The organism is Sporosarcina quadrami (assembly GCF_014836615.1).
Lineage (GTDB): Bacteria > Bacillota > Bacilli > Bacillales_A > Planococcaceae > Sporosarcina > Sporosarcina quadrami.
In genome coordinates, this window is record NZ_JACSQN010000003.1 from 38,661 (window position 1) to 55,264 (window position 16,604).

23 protein-coding genes are annotated in these 16,604 nt (G+C 43.3%); all 23 read left to right on the forward strand.

What is annotated here, in order from left to right; all coding sequences use genetic code 11:
* Window positions 1–32: 32 nt before the first annotated feature.
* The 23 genes from rpoC to rplF all read left to right on the forward strand — a co-directional run bounded on the left by rpoC (window position 33) and on the right by rplF (window position 16,581).
* Complete coding sequence (rpoC, locus tag H9649_RS03790; RefSeq protein WP_191693400.1) at window positions 33–3,626, forward strand: DNA-directed RNA polymerase subunit beta'; 3,594 nt, start codon at window positions 33–35, stop codon at window positions 3,624–3,626.
* A 128-nt stretch (window positions 3,627–3,754) separates the two neighbouring features.
* Entirely contained in the window at window positions 3,755–4,003 is a 249-nt protein-coding gene (locus H9649_RS03795; RefSeq protein WP_191693401.1) for a 50S ribosomal protein L7ae-like protein, read from the forward strand.
* 103 nt (window positions 4,004–4,106) lie between these two features.
* Entirely contained in the window at window positions 4,107–4,529 is a 423-nt protein-coding gene (rpsL, locus tag H9649_RS03800) for a 30S ribosomal protein S12 (protein WP_191693402.1), read from the forward strand.
* 35 nt (window positions 4,530–4,564) lie between these two features.
* A complete protein-coding gene (rpsG, locus tag H9649_RS03805) occupies window positions 4,565–5,035 on the forward strand; it encodes a 30S ribosomal protein S7 (RefSeq protein ID WP_191693403.1) in 471 nt (156 codons plus the stop codon).
* Between the two features lie 183 nt (window positions 5,036–5,218).
* Window positions 5,219–7,297 (forward strand): elongation factor G, encoded by a 2,079-nt coding sequence (fusA, locus tag H9649_RS03810; RefSeq protein WP_191693404.1) that lies wholly within the window; start codon window positions 5,219–5,221, stop codon window positions 7,295–7,297.
* A gap of 127 nt (window positions 7,298–7,424) precedes the next feature.
* Window positions 7,425–8,612, forward strand: coding sequence for an elongation factor Tu (tuf, locus tag H9649_RS03815; RefSeq protein WP_191693405.1), 1,188 nt, complete (start codon window positions 7,425–7,427; stop codon window positions 8,610–8,612).
* A 396-nt stretch (window positions 8,613–9,008) separates the two neighbouring features.
* Complete coding sequence (gene rpsJ / locus H9649_RS03820) at window positions 9,009–9,317, forward strand: 30S ribosomal protein S10 (RefSeq protein ID WP_060203412.1); 309 nt, start codon at window positions 9,009–9,011, stop codon at window positions 9,315–9,317.
* A 43-nt stretch (window positions 9,318–9,360) separates the two neighbouring features.
* The gene (gene rplC / locus H9649_RS03825; protein ID WP_191693406.1) at window positions 9,361–9,990 is read left to right on the forward strand and encodes a 50S ribosomal protein L3; all 630 of its coding nucleotides are present in this window, start codon (window positions 9,361–9,363) and stop codon (window positions 9,988–9,990) included.
* Window positions 9,991–10,015: 25 nt separating this feature from the next.
* Window positions 10,016–10,639: a 50S ribosomal protein L4 gene (gene rplD / locus H9649_RS03830; RefSeq protein WP_191693407.1), complete on the forward strand. Its 624-nt coding sequence runs from the start codon at window positions 10,016–10,018 to the stop codon at window positions 10,637–10,639.
* The gene (rplW, locus tag H9649_RS03835) at window positions 10,639–10,923 is read left to right on the forward strand and encodes a 50S ribosomal protein L23 (protein WP_191693408.1); all 285 of its coding nucleotides are present in this window, start codon (window positions 10,639–10,641) and stop codon (window positions 10,921–10,923) included. The genes rplD and rplW overlap by 1 nt, the downstream gene beginning before the upstream one ends.
* Window positions 10,924–10,956: 33 nt before the next feature.
* Complete coding sequence (gene rplB / locus H9649_RS03840; protein ID WP_191693409.1) at window positions 10,957–11,787, forward strand: 50S ribosomal protein L2; 831 nt, start codon at window positions 10,957–10,959, stop codon at window positions 11,785–11,787.
* A gap of 63 nt (window positions 11,788–11,850) precedes the next feature.
* On the forward strand, window positions 11,851–12,129 hold the full coding sequence (gene rpsS, locus H9649_RS03845; RefSeq protein WP_191693410.1) for a 30S ribosomal protein S19: 279 nt from the start codon (window positions 11,851–11,853) through the stop codon (window positions 12,127–12,129).
* A gap of 19 nt (window positions 12,130–12,148) precedes the next feature.
* Window positions 12,149–12,493 (forward strand): 50S ribosomal protein L22, encoded by a 345-nt coding sequence (gene rplV / locus H9649_RS03850; protein WP_191693411.1) that lies wholly within the window; start codon window positions 12,149–12,151, stop codon window positions 12,491–12,493.
* Window positions 12,494–12,496: 3 nt separating this feature from the next.
* Window positions 12,497–13,153 (forward strand): 30S ribosomal protein S3, encoded by a 657-nt coding sequence (gene rpsC, locus H9649_RS03855; protein WP_191693412.1) that lies wholly within the window; start codon window positions 12,497–12,499, stop codon window positions 13,151–13,153.
* Between the two features lie 2 nt (window positions 13,154–13,155).
* The gene (gene rplP / locus H9649_RS03860) at window positions 13,156–13,590 is read left to right on the forward strand and encodes a 50S ribosomal protein L16 (RefSeq protein ID WP_191693413.1); all 435 of its coding nucleotides are present in this window, start codon (window positions 13,156–13,158) and stop codon (window positions 13,588–13,590) included.
* Window positions 13,580–13,780, forward strand: a complete 201-nt coding sequence (rpmC, locus tag H9649_RS03865) for a 50S ribosomal protein L29 (RefSeq protein ID WP_025783856.1) — start codon at window positions 13,580–13,582, stop codon at window positions 13,778–13,780. Before rplP ends, rpmC begins: the two co-directional genes overlap by 11 nt.
* A 17-nt stretch (window positions 13,781–13,797) precedes the next feature.
* Window positions 13,798–14,061 (forward strand): 30S ribosomal protein S17, encoded by a 264-nt coding sequence (gene rpsQ / locus H9649_RS03870; protein ID WP_191693414.1) that lies wholly within the window; start codon window positions 13,798–13,800, stop codon window positions 14,059–14,061.
* 39 nt (window positions 14,062–14,100) lie between these two features.
* Window positions 14,101–14,469 carry a 50S ribosomal protein L14 gene (gene rplN, locus H9649_RS03875; RefSeq protein ID WP_191693415.1) on the forward strand — a complete coding sequence of 123 codons (369 nt, stop codon included), beginning with the start codon at window positions 14,101–14,103 and terminating at the stop codon, window positions 14,467–14,469.
* 35 nt (window positions 14,470–14,504) lie between these two features.
* Window positions 14,505–14,816: a 50S ribosomal protein L24 gene (gene rplX / locus H9649_RS03880; RefSeq protein ID WP_191693416.1), complete on the forward strand. Its 312-nt coding sequence runs from the start codon at window positions 14,505–14,507 to the stop codon at window positions 14,814–14,816.
* A gap of 22 nt (window positions 14,817–14,838) precedes the next feature.
* On the forward strand, window positions 14,839–15,378 hold the full coding sequence (rplE, locus tag H9649_RS03885; RefSeq protein ID WP_191693417.1) for a 50S ribosomal protein L5: 540 nt from the start codon (window positions 14,839–14,841) through the stop codon (window positions 15,376–15,378).
* 19 nt (window positions 15,379–15,397) lie between these two features.
* Window positions 15,398–15,583 carry a 30S ribosomal protein S14 gene (rpsN, locus tag H9649_RS03890; RefSeq protein ID WP_020062302.1) on the forward strand — a complete coding sequence of 62 codons (186 nt, stop codon included), beginning with the start codon at window positions 15,398–15,400 and terminating at the stop codon, window positions 15,581–15,583.
* 29 nt (window positions 15,584–15,612) lie between these two features.
* Entirely contained in the window at window positions 15,613–16,011 is a 399-nt protein-coding gene (gene rpsH / locus H9649_RS03895) for a 30S ribosomal protein S8 (protein WP_191693418.1), read from the forward strand.
* A 30-nt stretch (window positions 16,012–16,041) separates the two neighbouring features.
* Window positions 16,042–16,581: a 50S ribosomal protein L6 gene (gene rplF / locus H9649_RS03900; RefSeq protein ID WP_191693419.1), complete on the forward strand. Its 540-nt coding sequence runs from the start codon at window positions 16,042–16,044 to the stop codon at window positions 16,579–16,581.
* The last annotated feature ends 23 nt before the right edge of the window (window positions 16,582–16,604 follow it).

Below are 16,604 nucleotides of genomic sequence, written 5' to 3' on the forward strand. Positions count from 1 at the left end.
CGCGGAGATAAGATAAGAGGGAGGTAGGCTCCTTGATAGATGTAAACAATTTTGAGTATATGAAAATCGGCCTTGCTTCACCGGATAAGATCAGGTCTTGGTCTTATGGTGAAGTGAAAAAGCCGGAAACAATTAACTACCGTACATTGAAGCCTGAAAAAGATGGTTTGTTCTGTGAAAGGATATTCGGTCCTACAAAGGATTGGGAATGTCATTGCGGAAAGTATAAGCGTGTACGTTATAAAGGTGTCGTCTGTGATCGATGTGGCGTCGAAGTAACTCGCCAGAAAGTGCGTCGTGAACGTATGGGGCATATCGAGCTTGCAGCACCTGTTACACATATTTGGTATTTCAAAGGCATTCCAAGCAGAATGGGTCTTATTCTTGATATGACGCCACGTGCGCTTGAAGAAATCATCTATTTTGCATCTTATGTAGTTGTCGACCCTGCTGATACGCCACTTGAACGCAAACAGCTTCTATCCGAGAAGGAATTCAGATTGTACCGTGAAAAGTACGGATCGAAATTCCAGGCGGCAATGGGAGCTGAAGCGATTGAGCAACTGTTGGCGGCAATCGATTTGGATAAAGAAACAGAAAGCCTGAAAGAGGAATTAAAGACTGTTCAAGGTCAACGTCGTACACGTGCGATTAGACGTTTGGAAGTAGTCGAGTCATTCCGTAACTCAGGAAATCGTCCTGAATGGATGGTCCTTGAAGTATTACCAGTCATCCCTCCTGAACTGCGTCCGATGGTACAGTTGGATGGTGGCCGTTTTGCAACATCCGATTTAAATGATCTTTACCGGAGAGTTATAAACCGGAATAACCGATTAAAACGTCTTCTTGATCTTGGCGCACCAGGCATTATTGTGCAGAACGAGAAACGTATGTTACAAGAAGCTGTTGACGCACTCGTTGACAATGGTCGACGTGGACGTCCGGTAACTGGACCGGGTAACCGTCCGTTGAAATCCCTCTCGCATATGTTGAAAGGGAAGCAAGGGCGCTTCCGTCAAAACTTATTAGGTAAACGTGTTGACTATTCAGGTCGTTCGGTTATCGTTGTTGGACCGAACTTGAAAATGTATCAATGTGGTCTTCCTAAAGAGATGGCTATCGAACTGTTTAAACCTTTCGTCATGAAAGAGTTAGTTGAACGTGGTCTTGCACATAATATTAAGAGTGCTAAACGGAAAATTGAACGACTGCATTCCGAAGTTTGGGATGTTCTTGAAGATGTCATCAGAGAGCACCCTGTATTATTAAACCGAGCACCTACTCTTCACAGACTTGGTATTCAGGCATTCGAACCGATGTTGGTCGAAGGACGCGCAATCCAGCTTCACCCTCTCGTTTGTACAGCTTATAACGCTGACTTTGATGGTGACCAGATGGCTGTTCACGTTCCACTATCGGCAGAAGCTCAGGCAGAAGCTCGTCTATTAATGCTAGCGGCTCAAAACATTTTGAATCCGAAAGACGGAAAACCGGTCGTTACACCTTCCCAGGATATGGTATTAGGTAACTATTACCTCACATTGGAAAGAGCTGGATCTATCGGTGAAGGTATGATCTTCAGTTCTATAAGCGAAGCGTTAATTGCTTACCAGACTGGTCATGTTCACCTTCATTCAAGAATCGCGATTCAAGCGGGTTCCATTAATAACCCAACATTTACAGAAGAACAGAACGGTAAGTTCCTATTGACGACAGTTGGGAAACTTATTTTCAATGAAATTCTTCCTGAGACATTCCCGTACATTAATGAACCGACGAGTCATAACTTGCAAATTGAAACGCCGGATAAATATTTCATCAGTGGTACAGTCGATGTTAAGGAACATATTCAAAACGCTGAAATTGTTCTCCCGTTCCGCAAAACGATCCTTGGTGATATTATCGCGGAAATCTTCAAGAGGTTCCATATTACGGAAACTTCAAGAATGCTTGACCGTATGAAAAACCTTGGGTTCAAATATTCTACACGCGCAGGAATCACTGTCGGTATTTCTGACATCGTCGTATTACCGAACAAAGATGACATCTTGCAAGAAGCTCAAGATAAAGTAGATAAAGTGACACAGCAATTCCGCCGTGGTCTTATTACGGAGGAAGAGCGTTATGACCGTGTCATCTCTTACTGGAGTAATGCGAAAGACGTTATTCAGGATAAACTGATGGGCTCACTTGAAAATACTAACCCTATTTACATGATGAGTGACTCAGGTGCCCGTGGTAACGCATCGAACTTTACGCAGCTCGCAGGAATGCGTGGATTGATGGCCAACCCGGCAGGACGTATTATTGAATTGCCGATCAAGTCATCATTCCGTGAAGGTTTAACAGTACTCGAATACTTCATCTCCACTCACGGTGCACGTAAAGGTCTTGCCGATACAGCACTGAAAACTGCCGATTCAGGTTACCTAACTCGTCGTCTCGTTGACGTTGCACAAGACGTCATCGTACGTGAAGACGATTGTGGTACTGATCGCGGTCTTGAAATCAGATCGCTTACCGAAGGATCTGAAATTATTGAGGCGTTGGATGAGCGTATGGAAGGACGTCATGCGAAGAAGACGATCCGTCACCCTGAAACAGGAGCGGTAATTGTTGCGAAAGACGGACTGATCACTGCTGATCTTTCCCAGCAGATTATTGACGCTGGAATTGAGTCCATCACTATCAGATCTGCATTTACATGTAATACTAAACATGGTGTCTGTAAAAAATGTTACGGCATAAACCTTGCGACAGGTGAAACAGTCGAAGTGGGTGAAGCGGTTGGTATCATTGCTGCTCAATCGATTGGAGAACCAGGAACACAGCTTACGATGCGTACATTCCATACAGGTGGGGTTGCAGGAGACGATATTACATCAGGTCTTCCGCGTATCCAGGAAATATTCGAATCACGTAATCCTAAAGGTCAAGCAGTTATCTCTGAAATTAAAGGTGAAATCACTGAAATAGATGAGATTCGCGAAGGTCAAAAAGAGATTACAATCCAAGGTGAAGTGGAAACACGTAAATATCTTGCGCCTTATAATGCGCGCTTGAAAGTGGATATCGGTGATTCTATCGACCGCGGAGAGAGCATTACAGAAGGTTCCATTGATCCGAAAGAATTAATCATAGTTAAAGATGTAGCGACTGTCCAAGAATACCTTCTTAAAGAAGTTCAAAAGGTATATCGTATGCAAGGTGTTGAAATCGGCGATAAGCACGTTGAAGTAATGGTTCGTCAAATGTTACGGAAAGTCCGTGTCATTGAAGCGGGAGATACTGAGCTTCTTCCGGGTTCATTGCTTGATATTCATCAGTTTGCTGAAGCGAATGGCGCTGTGTTGAAAGCGGGTAAAGTACCTGCGACATCACGTCCCGTTATTCTCGGTATTACAAAAGCTTCACTTGAGACAGAATCATTCCTTTCTGCGGCTTCATTCCAAGAAACGACTCGTGTCTTGACGGATGCAGCGATAAAAGGAAAAACAGATGAATTGCTCGGTTTGAAAGAGAATGTCATCATCGGTAAACTTGTTCCAGCTGGAACTGGTATGCAACGTTATCGCCAGATCAAGATGGATCAGGAAAAAGAAGCAGTAACACTTACAGTGGAATAAGTAACAATTAAAGAAAACGGGGAGAAACTTCTCTCCCCGTTTTTCTAATAATTGTTGACATGTGCGATTTTAAGTGATAATATACAAAAGGTTGATAGTTGAATGTCTGCACTTTGGAGGATGTACGTATGTCTTACGAAAAAGTAGAACAGGCAAAGAAAACGATCATCGGTACAAAGCAAACAGTAAAAGCGATAAAGTCAGGCGTAGTAAAAGAAGTCGTCATTGCGAAAGATGCCGATAAGCGATTCATTGATCCTGTAATAGGTGAAGCGGAGCATAATGGTATCCCAGTGAGTTATGTCGAATCGAGGGAAAAGCTCGGTCGATCATGCGGCATTCAAGTTGGTACGGTTGTCGTCGCAATAACTGTATAATCGTTTTTGTGTTAATTAAAACACAAAGACTTTGTTTTTACCCCAAAAATGAACCACCTGGATGTGTGGTCTTACAAAAAGCACAATGAAAGGAGGAAATCCGATGCCTACAATTAACCAATTAGTTCGTAAACCACGTAAGTCAAAATCGGAAAATTCCAAGGCACCTGCTCTAGGAAAAAGCTATAACAGCTTTAAAAAGTCGATGACTAACGTCAACTCGCCACAAAAAAGAGGTGTTTGTACTCGTGTGGGTACAATGACTCCGAAGAAACCGAACTCGGCTCTTCGTAAATATGCGCGTGTACGTTTGACTAACACTTTGGAAGTTAACGCATATATCCCTGGTGAAGGTCACAACCTTCAAGAGCACAGTGTTGTTCTTATCCGCGGAGGACGTGTAAAAGACTTACCGGGTGTTCGTTACCATATCGTTCGTGGTGCTCTTGATACAGCTGGTGTTACTGGCCGTATGCAAAGCCGTTCACAATACGGTGCGAAAAAGCCTAAAGAAAAGAAAAACTAATATCGAAATGATTATTTCGAAAGGAGGAAAACAATATGCCTCGTAAAGGTCCTGTTGCTAAGCGCGACGTATTACCAGATCCAATTTACAATTCCAAACTTGTAACTCGTCTCATCAACAAAATGATGGTTGACGGTAAAAAAGGTACATCACAAAACATCCTCTATGGTGCGTTTGAACTTGTGAAAGAACGTTCAGGCAAAGAACCACTAGAAGTGTTTGAAGCAGCATTGAATAACGTTATGCCAGTTCTTGAAGTTCGTGCTCGCCGTGTTGGTGGTGCAAACTACCAGGTACCGGTTGAAGTTCGTCCGGAACGTCGTACGACTCTTGGATTACGTTACCTAGTTAACTACTCACGTACTCGTGGAGAAAAGACTATGGAAGAGCGTCTTGCAAATGAAATTCTTGATGCTTCTAATAACACAGGTGCATCCGTAAAACGTCGTGAAGAAATGCATAAAATGGCTGAAGCCAATAAAGCATTCGCTCACTATCGCTGGTAAGATCGGACAGTTTATCTTTATTCAGTCGAAGACTATGTCTGTCGCTGGACAAAGATGAATGCCTCCGATGGTTATCGTGGATTTCAAGGGGAGCTATTCGATCGAACCCGAAAAAATCCATGAGCGATCACTTAGAGGCGAGTCTGGTTTAAACTGAATCAGAAACGGAAGGAGAAATACAAAATGGGTAGAGAGTTCTCCTTAGAGAATACTCGTAACATCGGTATCATGGCTCACATCGACGCAGGTAAAACAACGACGACTGAGCGGATCCTTTTTTACACAGGTAAGATCCATAAGATTGGAGAAACGCACGAAGGTGCTTCTCAAATGGACTGGATGGAGCAAGAGCAAGAGCGTGGAATCACTATCACGTCTGCTGCAACAACAGCTGCTTGGAAAGGCCATCGTGTAAACATCATCGATACTCCGGGACACGTTGACTTCACTGTTGAAGTTGAGCGTTCACTCCGCGTACTTGATGGTGCGGTAACAGTACTTGACGCTCAATCCGGCGTTGAACCGCAAACAGAAACTGTTTGGCGTCAAGCAACGAACTACGGCGTTCCCCGTCTAGTATTCGTTAACAAAATGGACAAGACAGGTGCAGACTTCCTTTACTCTATAAGCACTCTTCATGATCGCTTGCAGGCTAACGCGCATCCTATCCAACTTCCAATCGGTGCGGAAGATCAATTCTCAGGAATTATCGACCTAATCGAAATGAAAGCAAACTTATATCCAGATGACACAGGATTGAACGTCGAAGTTGTCGACATTCCTGAAGAACATATGGACCTAGCAGTAGAATACCGTGAAAAATTGATCGAGGCTGTTACAGAATTCGATGAAGAACTCATGGAAAAATATCTTGCTGGTGAAGAGCTTTCTGTTGAAGAACTTAAATCAGCTATCCGTAAAGCAACATTGGCAGTAGATTTCTACCCAGTTGTTTGTGGAACAGCTTTCAAAAACAAAGGTGTTCAATTAGTACTTGACGCAGTTGTCGACTACTTACCAGCACCAACAGATGTTATCGCAATGAAGGGTGTAAACCCTGATACTGAAGAAGAAGAAGAACGTCCAGCTAGCGATGAGGCTCCATTCTCCGCATTGGCGTTTAAAGTTATGACTGACCCTTATGTCGGTAAACTTACATTCTTCCGTGTGTATTCTGGTGTACTTCAATCAGGATCATACGTTCAGAACGCTTCTAAAGGTAAGCGCGAGCGTGTAGGACGTATTCTACAAATGCACGCTAACCACCGTGAAGAGATTGCTGAAGTGCATGCTGGCGAAATCGCTGCTGCAGTCGGTTTGAAAGACACTGGTACAGGTGATACGCTTTGTGACGACAAAGCACCAATCATTCTTGAATCCATGGACTTCCCAGAACCGGTTATCTCAGTAGCGATCGAACCAAAAACAAAAGGTGACCAAGATAAGATGGGTAACGCTCTTGCGAAACTACAAGAAGAAGATCCTACTTTCCGTGCGCATACAGACACTGAAACGGGCGAAGTAATCATTGCTGGTATGGGTGAACTACACCTTGATATCATCGTTGACCGTCTACGTCGTGAATTCAAAGTTGAAGCGAACGTTGGAGCACCACAAGTATCATACCGTGAGACATTCCGTACAGCTGCTGAAGTTGAAGGTAAATTCGTCCGCCAATCTGGTGGTCGTGGTCAATACGGACACGTTTGGATCGAGTTCTCTCCAAACGAAGAAGGAAAAGGTTTCGAATTCACTAATGCTGTCGTCGGTGGAACTGTTCCTCGTGAATATGTTGGATCCGTCGAAGCGGGTGTTCGTGATTCCTTGAACAACGGTGTTCTTGCTGGATATCCATTAATTGATATTAAAGCTCGTCTATTCGACGGTTCTTATCATGATGTTGACTCCAACGAGATGGCGTTCAAAATTGCCGCTTCTATGGCACTTAAGAACGCAGCAGCAAAATGTAACCCTGCATTGCTTGAGCCGATGATGAAAGTAGAAGTAATCATCCCTGAAGAGTACATGGGAGACATCATGGGTGATATTACATCACGCCGTGGTCGCGTAGAAGGTATGGACGCTCGCGGTAACGCACAAGTTGTCCGTGCTATGGTTCCACTTGCAGAAATGTTCGGTTATGCAACTTCACTTCGTTCGAATACACAAGGACGCGGAGTATTCTCCATGTCATTCGATCACTATGAAGATGTTCCGAAATCAGTTGCAGAAGAAGTCATCAAGAAAAATAAAGGTGAATAATTAAAATTCATCCTTGTTAAACCAATTGATAACTTGTAAGATATGGATAGTTGAAGGCGATGCATCACTTCAACTTCCATACCTACAAATATAAAAAACATTCATATTTTTAAGGAGGAATTCCATAATGGGTAAAGAAAAATTCGATCGTTCCAAACAGCACGCTAACGTCGGAACAATTGGTCACGTTGACCATGGTAAAACAACTTTGACTGCTGCAATCGCAACAGTTCTTGCAAAAAAATTAGGTGGAACTGCAGCTTCATACGCTGACGTTGATAACGCACCTGAAGAAAAAGAGCGTGGTATTACTATTAACACGTCTCACATCGAGTACGAAACTGAAAAGCGTCACTACGCACACGTTGACTGCCCAGGTCACGCTGACTACGTTAAAAACATGATCACTGGTGCAGCACAAATGGACGGCGGAATCCTAGTTGTTTCTGCAGCTGACGGCCCAATGCCACAAACTCGTGAGCACATCCTTCTTTCACGTCAAGTTGGTGTTCCTTACCTAGTAGTATTCATGAACAAATGTGATATGGTTGACGACGAAGAACTTCTTGAATTAGTAGAAATGGAGATCCGTGATCTTCTTTCTGAATATGACTTCCCTGGCGATGACATTCCTGTCATCAAAGGATCTGCACTTAAAGCACTTGAGGGCGACGAAGCATATGAAGACAAAATCATGGAACTTATGACTGCTGTTGACGAGTATATCCCAACACCACCACGTGATACTGAAAAACCATTCATGATGCCTGTTGAGGACGTATTCTCAATCACTGGTCGTGGTACTGTTGCTACTGGACGTGTTGAGCGTGGAGTAGTTAAAGTCGGAGATGTTGTTGACATCATCGGTTTAACTGAAGAACCAAAATCTACAACTGTAACAGGTGTTGAAATGTTCCGTAAGCTTCTTGATTATGCAGAAGCTGGCGACAACATCGGTGCACTTCTTCGTGGTGTATCACGTGAAGACATCGAGCGTGGACAAGTACTTGCTAAGCCAGGTACAATCACTCCACACACAAGCTTCAAATCAGAAGTTTATGTTCTATCAAAAGAAGAAGGTGGACGTCATACTCCGTTCTTCTCAAACTACCGCCCACAGTTCTACTTCCGTACAACTGACGTAACTGGTATCATCCACCTTCCAGAAGGCGTGGAAATGGTTATGCCTGGCGACAACGTTGAAATGACAGTTGAACTTATCGCTCCAATCGCGATTGAAGAAGGTACTAAATTCTCAATCCGTGAAGGTGGACGTACAGTAGGCGCTGGCGTTGTAGCAACAATCGTTAAGTAATTTACGAAAAACCCTGCACTGATCATGCAGGGTTTTTCTTTTTGGGTAAAACTCTCTATGTAACAACCACAGAAAACGTTTTATATAGAAGCAATGCATATTGAAAGCGTTAGTAAGAAGTGTTAGTGAGTTTTCACATCAATCTCTAAAAACACATTAGAATTTAACTATCACACTTGATTATTTCGTTGAAATTAATTATACTTAAAAAGTTGAGTAAAAGGTTTTGAGAAAACACTTGCAAAACCCTTTAATCATGTGTATAATATTTAATGTTGGTCTTTGACTGCGATGAAGCGGGAGGTTACCGACACACCCGGCCGCTTTGCCATGGCATGTGTGTAGGAAAATTTCCGTGGAGAATGTCTAGAAAATAGGCGAGAAGGAGGGAAAGTAATGGCAAAACAGAAGATTCGTATCCGTTTAAAAGCATATGATCACAGAATTCTTGATCAGTCAGCTGAAAAGATTGTAGAAACAGCAAAGCGTTCAGGTGCTAGCGTATCAGGTCCGATACCACTTCCAACTGAAAGATCTGTTTATACAGTACTTCGTGCGGTACATAAATACAAAGATTCGCGCGAGCAGTTTGAAATGCGTACGCACAAACGTCTAATCGATATCGTTAACCCGACACCACAAACTGTCGATGCGTTAATGAAACTTGATTTACCATCTGGCGTTGACATTGAAATCAAACTTTAATCTATAAAAATAAAAAACAAATTAAAATCAGGAGGTGTGACAAATGACCAAAGGAATCTTAGGGAGAAAAGTCGGCATGACGCAAATTTTTGCTGAAAACGGCGATCTCATTCCAGTGACTGTGATTGAAGCTGCTCCAAACGTTGTTCTTCAAAAGAAGACTAATGAAACAGACGGCTACGAAGCAATCCAGCTTGGATTCGACGACAAACGTGAAAAGCTTTCAAACAAACCTGAAAAAGGGCATGTTGCTAAAGCTGGAACGACACCTAAGCGCTTCATTCGCGAATTCCGCGGAGTAGACGTTACAGGGTATGAAGTTGGTCAGGAAGTCAAAGTCGATACATTCGCAGAAGGCGATATCGTCGATATTACAGGAACATCAAAAGGTAAAGGTTTCCAAGGTGTTATTAAACGCCACGGTTATTCACGCGGACCAATGAGTCACGGTTCTCGTTTCCACCGAGCTCCAGGTTCAATCGGTTCGGTTGACGCACAACGTGTATTCAAAGGAAAGAAATTACCAGGACGTACTGGTGGAGACACTGTAACGATCCAAAACCTTGAAATCGTACGAGTTGACGCTGAGCGTAACTTGCTATTGATTAAAGGTAACGTTCCAGGAGCACGCAAAACACTTATCCAAGTGAAAAGTGCTATCAAAGGGAACTAATTCTTAGAGGAAGGAGGAAACAAAAATGCCTAAAGTATCCGTTTTAAGTCAAACAGGTTCTTCAGTTGGTGACATCGAATTGAGCGAAGCGATTTTCGGTATCGTACCAAATGATGCTGTTCTATTTGAAGCATTGGTTCAACAGCGTGCATCGTTACGCCAAGGTAACCACAAAGTTAAATCTCGTGGAGAAGTTGCTGGCGGTGGTCGTAAACCATGGCGCCAAAAAGGAACTGGACGTGCTCGTCAAGGGTCGATCCGTTCACCACAATGGCGTGGAGGCGGTATCGTATTCGGTCCGAATCCAAGAAGCTACAGCTACAAACTTCCTAAGAAAGTTCGTCGTTTGGCACTCCTTTCAGCACTATCCACAAAAGTGCGCGATGAAGAAATCATCGTTTTGGATGGCTTGACATTCGATGCGCCTAAAACAAAGGAATTCACAAAGGTTCTTAAAGACCTTTCTATTAATAAAAAAGCATTGTTCGTAACAGCTGACCTTGATGAAGCAGTGGCATTGTCTGCTCGCAACATTCCTGGTATTAGTGTAGTTACAGCAAACGGCATCAACGTTCTTGACATCGTCGCTCATGACAATCTTGTCATCACTAAAGATGCAGTAACTAAAATTGAGGAGGTGCTTGGTTAATGGAAGCACGTGATGTACTTAAACGTCCGGTCATTACCGAGCGTTCTTCAGAACAAATGGAATTCAAAAAATACACTTTCGATGTAGACACTCGCGCTAACAAGACTCTTGTAAAGCAAGCTGTCGAAGAAATCTTCGGAGTGAAAGTTGCAAAAGTTAACGTGCAGAACTACAAAGGTAAGTTTAAACGTATGGGCAAACATGCTGGATACACGAACAAACGCCGTAAAGCTATCGTTACTTTAACAGCTGATTCAAAAGACATCGAACTTTTCGAAATGTAATTAACTCATAATTAAACGAAGGAGGGAACACAAATGGCGATTAAGAAATACAAACCTACCTCCAACGGACGTCGTAACATGACTACTTCCGATTTCGCTGAAATCACAGCATCAAAGCCGGAAAAATCATTGCTTGAACCAATCAAGCGTAAAGGCGGACGTAACAACCAAGGTAGGATGACTGTTCGTCACCAAGGTGGAGGACATAAGCGCCAATACCGTGTCATCGATTTCCAACGTCGGAAAGATGGCATACCAGGACGCGTTGCTACGATCGAATACGATCCAAACCGTTCTGCTAACATCGCCCTAATCAACTATGCTGATGGGGAAAAGAAATATATCCTAGCACCAAAAGGATTGCAGGTAGGAATGACAATCATGTCTGGAGTAGATGCTGACATTAAAGTCGGTAACGCGCTTCCACTTGAGAACATCCCTATGGGTTCTACAATCCACAACATCGAATTGAAACCAGGTAAAGGCGGCCAGTTAGTACGTTCTGCAGGTACATCTGCACAGCTACTTGGACGTGAAGGCAAGTATGTCATCATCCGTCTGCAATCAGGTGAAGTTCGTATGGTTCTATCAACTTGCCGCGCAACAATCGGTCAAGTAGGTAACGAACAACATGAATTGATCAACATTGGTAAAGCAGGTCGTTCACGTTGGATGGGCAAACGTCCTTCAGTACGTGGATCTGTAATGAACCCTAACGATCACCCACACGGTGGTGGTGAAGGACGTACTCCAATCGGTCGTCCAAGCCCAGTAACACCTTGGGGTAAACCGACTCTTGGTTACAAGACTCGTAAGAAGAACAACAAATCCGACAAACTTATCGTTCGTCGTCGTAAAAAATAATGTGATGGCACTGCGGTTCATTGATAGAGCCGTAGTTCAACCATCACGGAGGGAGGTTTTTACATGGGCCGCAGCTTGAAAAAAGGACCTTTCGCAGATGATCATCTCTTGAAAAAGGTCGACGCTCAAAAAGATGCACAAAAAAAGCAGGTCATTAAAACTTGGTCACGTCGTTCTACAATCTTCCCATCTTTCATCGGATTGACGATTGCAGTATATGACGGACGCAAACACGTACCTGTCTATGTGACTGAAGATATGGTTGGTCATAAATTAGGTGAATTCGTACCTACGCGCACATACAAAGGTCATGGCGCTGACGATAAGAAAACTAAACGTTAATTGAGAGGAGGTATTCCTGATGCAACAAGCAAAAGCTAGTGCCCGCACAGTCCGTATTGCTCCTCGCAAAGTCCGTTTAGTCGTAGATCTTATTCGGGGCAAGAAAATCGGTGAAGCTGTAGCGATTCTACGCCTGACGCCAAAAGCGGCATCTCCGGTTGTAGAAAAAGTTTTGAAATCAGCAATCGCAAACGCTGAGCACAACTATGAATTGGATGTTGAGAATCTGATTGTTAGCGAAGTATTCGTTGACGAAGGTCCAACTATGAAACGTTTCCGTCCACGTGCACAAGGTCGTGCAAGTGCGATCAACAAACGTACTAGCCATATCACAGTAGTGGTATCTGAAAAGAAGGAGGGGTAATTCGTGGGTCAAAAAGTACATCCTAATGGTTTACGGGTTGGTATTATTCGTGACTGGGATTCCAAATGGTATGCAGAAAAAGACTATGCAGATCTTTTGCACGAAGACTTGAAAATCCGTGAATACATCGAAAAACGTCTAGTAGACGCTTCTGTTTCCAAAGTGGAAATCGAACGTGCTGCAAAGCGTGTTAACATTACAATTCACACTGCGAAACCAGGAATGGTTATCGGTAAAGGCGGTACTGAAGTCGAAGCACTTCGTAAAGCTCTTAACGACATCACTGGCAAGCGTGCACACATTAACATCGTTGAAATCAAACGCGCAGATCTAGATGCTAAATTGGTTGCTGAGTCAATCGCACGTCAATTGGAAAGCCGTGTATCATTCCGTCGTGCTCAAAAACAAGCAATTCAACGTACTATCCGTTCTGGAGCAAAAGGAATCAAAACACAAGTGTCCGGTCGTCTTGGTGGCGCCGATATCGCTCGTGCTGAACACTACAGTGAAGGTACTGTTCCCCTTCATACATTACGTGCAGACATCGACTATGCACACGCAGAAGCTGATACTACATATGGTAAGCTTGGCGTAAAAGTATGGATTTACCGGGGAGAAGTCCTTCCAGTGAAGAAGAACTCTGAGGAAGGAGGCAACTAATTATGTTAATGCCTAAACGCGTTAAATATCGTCGTGTATTCCGTGGTAAAATGCGCGGAACTACTAAAGGCGGAGCATCAGTTCAATTTGGTGAGTTTGGTCTTCAAGCATTAGAATCATCTTGGATCACTAACCGTCAAATCGAATCTGCCCGTATCGCAATGACACGTTACATGAAACGTGGCGGTAAAGTATGGATCAACATCTTCCCACACAAGCCATATACGAAAAAGCCTCTTGAAGTCCGGATGGGTTCCGGTAAAGGTGCTGTAGAAGGCTGGGTTGCTGTTGTTAAACCAGGTCGTGTAATGTTCGAAATCGCAGGTGTATCAGAAGAAGTTGCTCGTGAAGCTCTTCGACTCGCATCCCACAAACTGCCGATTAAGAGCAAGTTTGTAAAACGAGAAGAAATTGGTGGTGAGTCTAATGAAAGCTAATGAAATCCGTGACTTAACAACTGCAGAGATTGAGCAAAAAGTGAAATCACTGAAAGAAGAGCTTTTCAACCTTCGCTTCCAGTTAGCGACAGGACAATTAGAAAACACTGCACGCATCCGTGAAGTACGCAAATCGATTGCGCGCATGAAAACTGTAATACGTCAAAGAGAGATCAGTGCAAATAACTGATGAAGGAGGTTGCAGCCATGACTGAGCGTAACCAGCGCAAAGTATATACAGGCCGTGTTGTATCCGACAAAATGGATAAGACGGTTACCGTAATGGTAGAGACACACAAAAAACACTCTTTATACGGAAAACGTGTAAAGTATTCAAAGAAGCTTAAAGCTCATGATGAACTAAATGAAGCAAAAATCGGCGATGTAGTCCGTATTATGGAAACTCGTCCACTATCAGCTACAAAACGTTTCCGCCTACTCGAAGTAGTAGAAAAAGCGGTCATCATCTAATATCGTTCGGATAGTAAATTCCGAGAGGAGGTAACCTCAATGATTCAACAGGAAAGCCGTATGAAAGTTGCCGATAATTCAGGAGCACGTGAAGTTCTAACAATTAAAGTACTTGGTGGAACAGGCCGTAAAACTGCTAATATCGGTGACGTCGTTGTTGTAACAGTGAAAAAAGCAACACCAGGTGGCGTTGTCAAGAAGGGCGAAGTTGTTAAAGCTGTTATCGTCCGTACTAAAAGTGGAATGCGCCGTAAAGATGGATCATACATTACGTTTGATGAAAACGCATGTGTCATCATCCGTGATGACAAGAGTCCACGCGGAACTCGTATTTTCGGACCGGTTGCTCGCGAACTTCGTGACAGCAACTTTATGAAAATCATTTCACTAGCTCCAGAAGTTCTTTAATTACATGACAGTGCCAATCAAGGAGGTGCGATGAAATGCACGTTAAAAAAGGCGATAAAGTTATGGTCATCACCGGTAAAGACAAAGGTAAGACCGGCGTTATCTTAGCTGCTTTCCCGAAAAAGGATCGCGTGCTTGTTGAAGGTATCAACATCGTGAAGAAACATACGAAACCGAACCAAGCAAATCCTCAAGGCGGAATCATTAGCCAAGAGGCAGCTATACACGTATCTAACGTCATGCTAATCGATCCGAAATCAGGCGAGCCGACTCGCGTTGGCTTCAAATTCGAAGATGGCAAGAAGATTCGTATTGCAAAAAAATCCGGTGAAGCGCTGGATAAGTAATGGATGAAAGGAGGTCCAACTGATGAGCCGTTTAAAAGAGAAATTCTCTAAAGAAGTTACACCTGCTCTAATGAGCAAGTTCGAATATACATCAGTAATGCAAGTACCAAAAGTAGACAAAATCGTCATTAATATGGGTGTAGGCGACGCTGTTCAAAACTCTAAAGCGCTTGATGCAGCGGTAGAAGATTTAACAATCATCTCCGGTCAAAAGCCAGTAGTGACTAAAGCGAAGAAATCAATCGCTGGGTTCCGTCTTCGTGAAGGAATGCCGATTGGCGCGAAAGTAACACTACGCGGTGAGCGTATGTATGAGTTCTTGGACAAGTTGATTGCTGTTTCACTTCCACGTGTTCGTGACTTCCGAGGTGTTTCGAAGAAATCATTCGATGGTCGCGGTAACTACACACTAGGTGTGAAAGAACAACTTATATTCCCTGAAATTGACTACGATAAAGTATCTAAAGTACGTGGAATGGATATCGTCATCGTTACGACTGCTAACTCCGATGAAGAAGCACGTGAGTTGTTAACGCAGTTCGGCATGCCGTTCCAAAAGTAAACTAAAGGGAGGCGAAAACGTGGCTAAGAAGTCAATGATCGCAAAACAGAAACGTACGCCAAAGTTCAAAGTACAAGATTATACACGTTGCGAACGATGTGGTCGTCCGCATTCTGTATATCGTAAATTCAAGCTTTGCCGTATTTGTTTCCGCGAACTCGCATACAAGGGACAAATTCCTGGCGTCAAAAAAGCAAGCTGGTAATCCCCTAACTTGGGAAGGAGGTTAATGTAATGACAATGAGTGATCCGATTGCAGACATGCTTACACGCATCCGTAACGCGAACATGGTTCGTCACGAGAAGCTTGAAGTACCTGCTTCAAACATGAAAAAAGAAATCGCAGAAATCCTCAAACGTGAAGGTTTCGTCCGCGATGTTGAATATGTGGAAGATAGCAAACAAGGCATTATTCGCATTTTCCTTAAATACGGTCAAAACAATGAGCGTGTTATCACTGGTCTTAAGCGTATCTCAAAACCTGGTCTTCGTGTTTATGCAAAATCAAACGAAGTTCCTAAAGTTTTGAATGGCCTAGGTATCGCCCTCGTATCTACATCTAATGGTGTGCTTACTGACAAGGAAGCACGTGCAAAACAAGTAGGCGGAGAAGTAGTAGCTTACGTTTGGTAATCTGTAACAATTGAATGGAGGTGCAATAGGATGTCCCGAATTGGTAAACGTCCAATCGAGGTTCCTGAAAACGTAACAGTTACTATCGCTGATAATAACTTCGTTACTGTTAAAGGCCCGAAAGGCGAACTTACAAATACATTTAACACTGATATTAAAATCGAGCAAGAGGGCAATGTCATCACTTTGACACGTCCATCTGAATCGAAAGAACACCGTTCCATCCACGGAACTACTCGTTCCCTTCTGGATAACATGGTTACTGGTGTCTCTAAAGGCTTCGAACGCACACTAGAACTAGTAGGGGTTGGGTATCGTGCTCAGCTTCAAGGTACAAAACTAGTGCTTAACGTAGGTTACTCTCACCCGGTTGAATTTGAACCGGAAGAAGGCGTACAAGTTGAAGTTCCTGCAAACACAAAAATTATCGTTCGCGGTATTAATAAAGAACGTGTTGGTGCTCTAGCGTCAAACATTCGCAAAGTACGTCCACCAGAGCCGTATAAAGGCAAAGGTATTAAGTACGAAGGTGAAGTTGTTCGTCGTAAAGAAGGTAAAACAGGTAAATAATGCCGCTTAAGGCATTTGGAAGG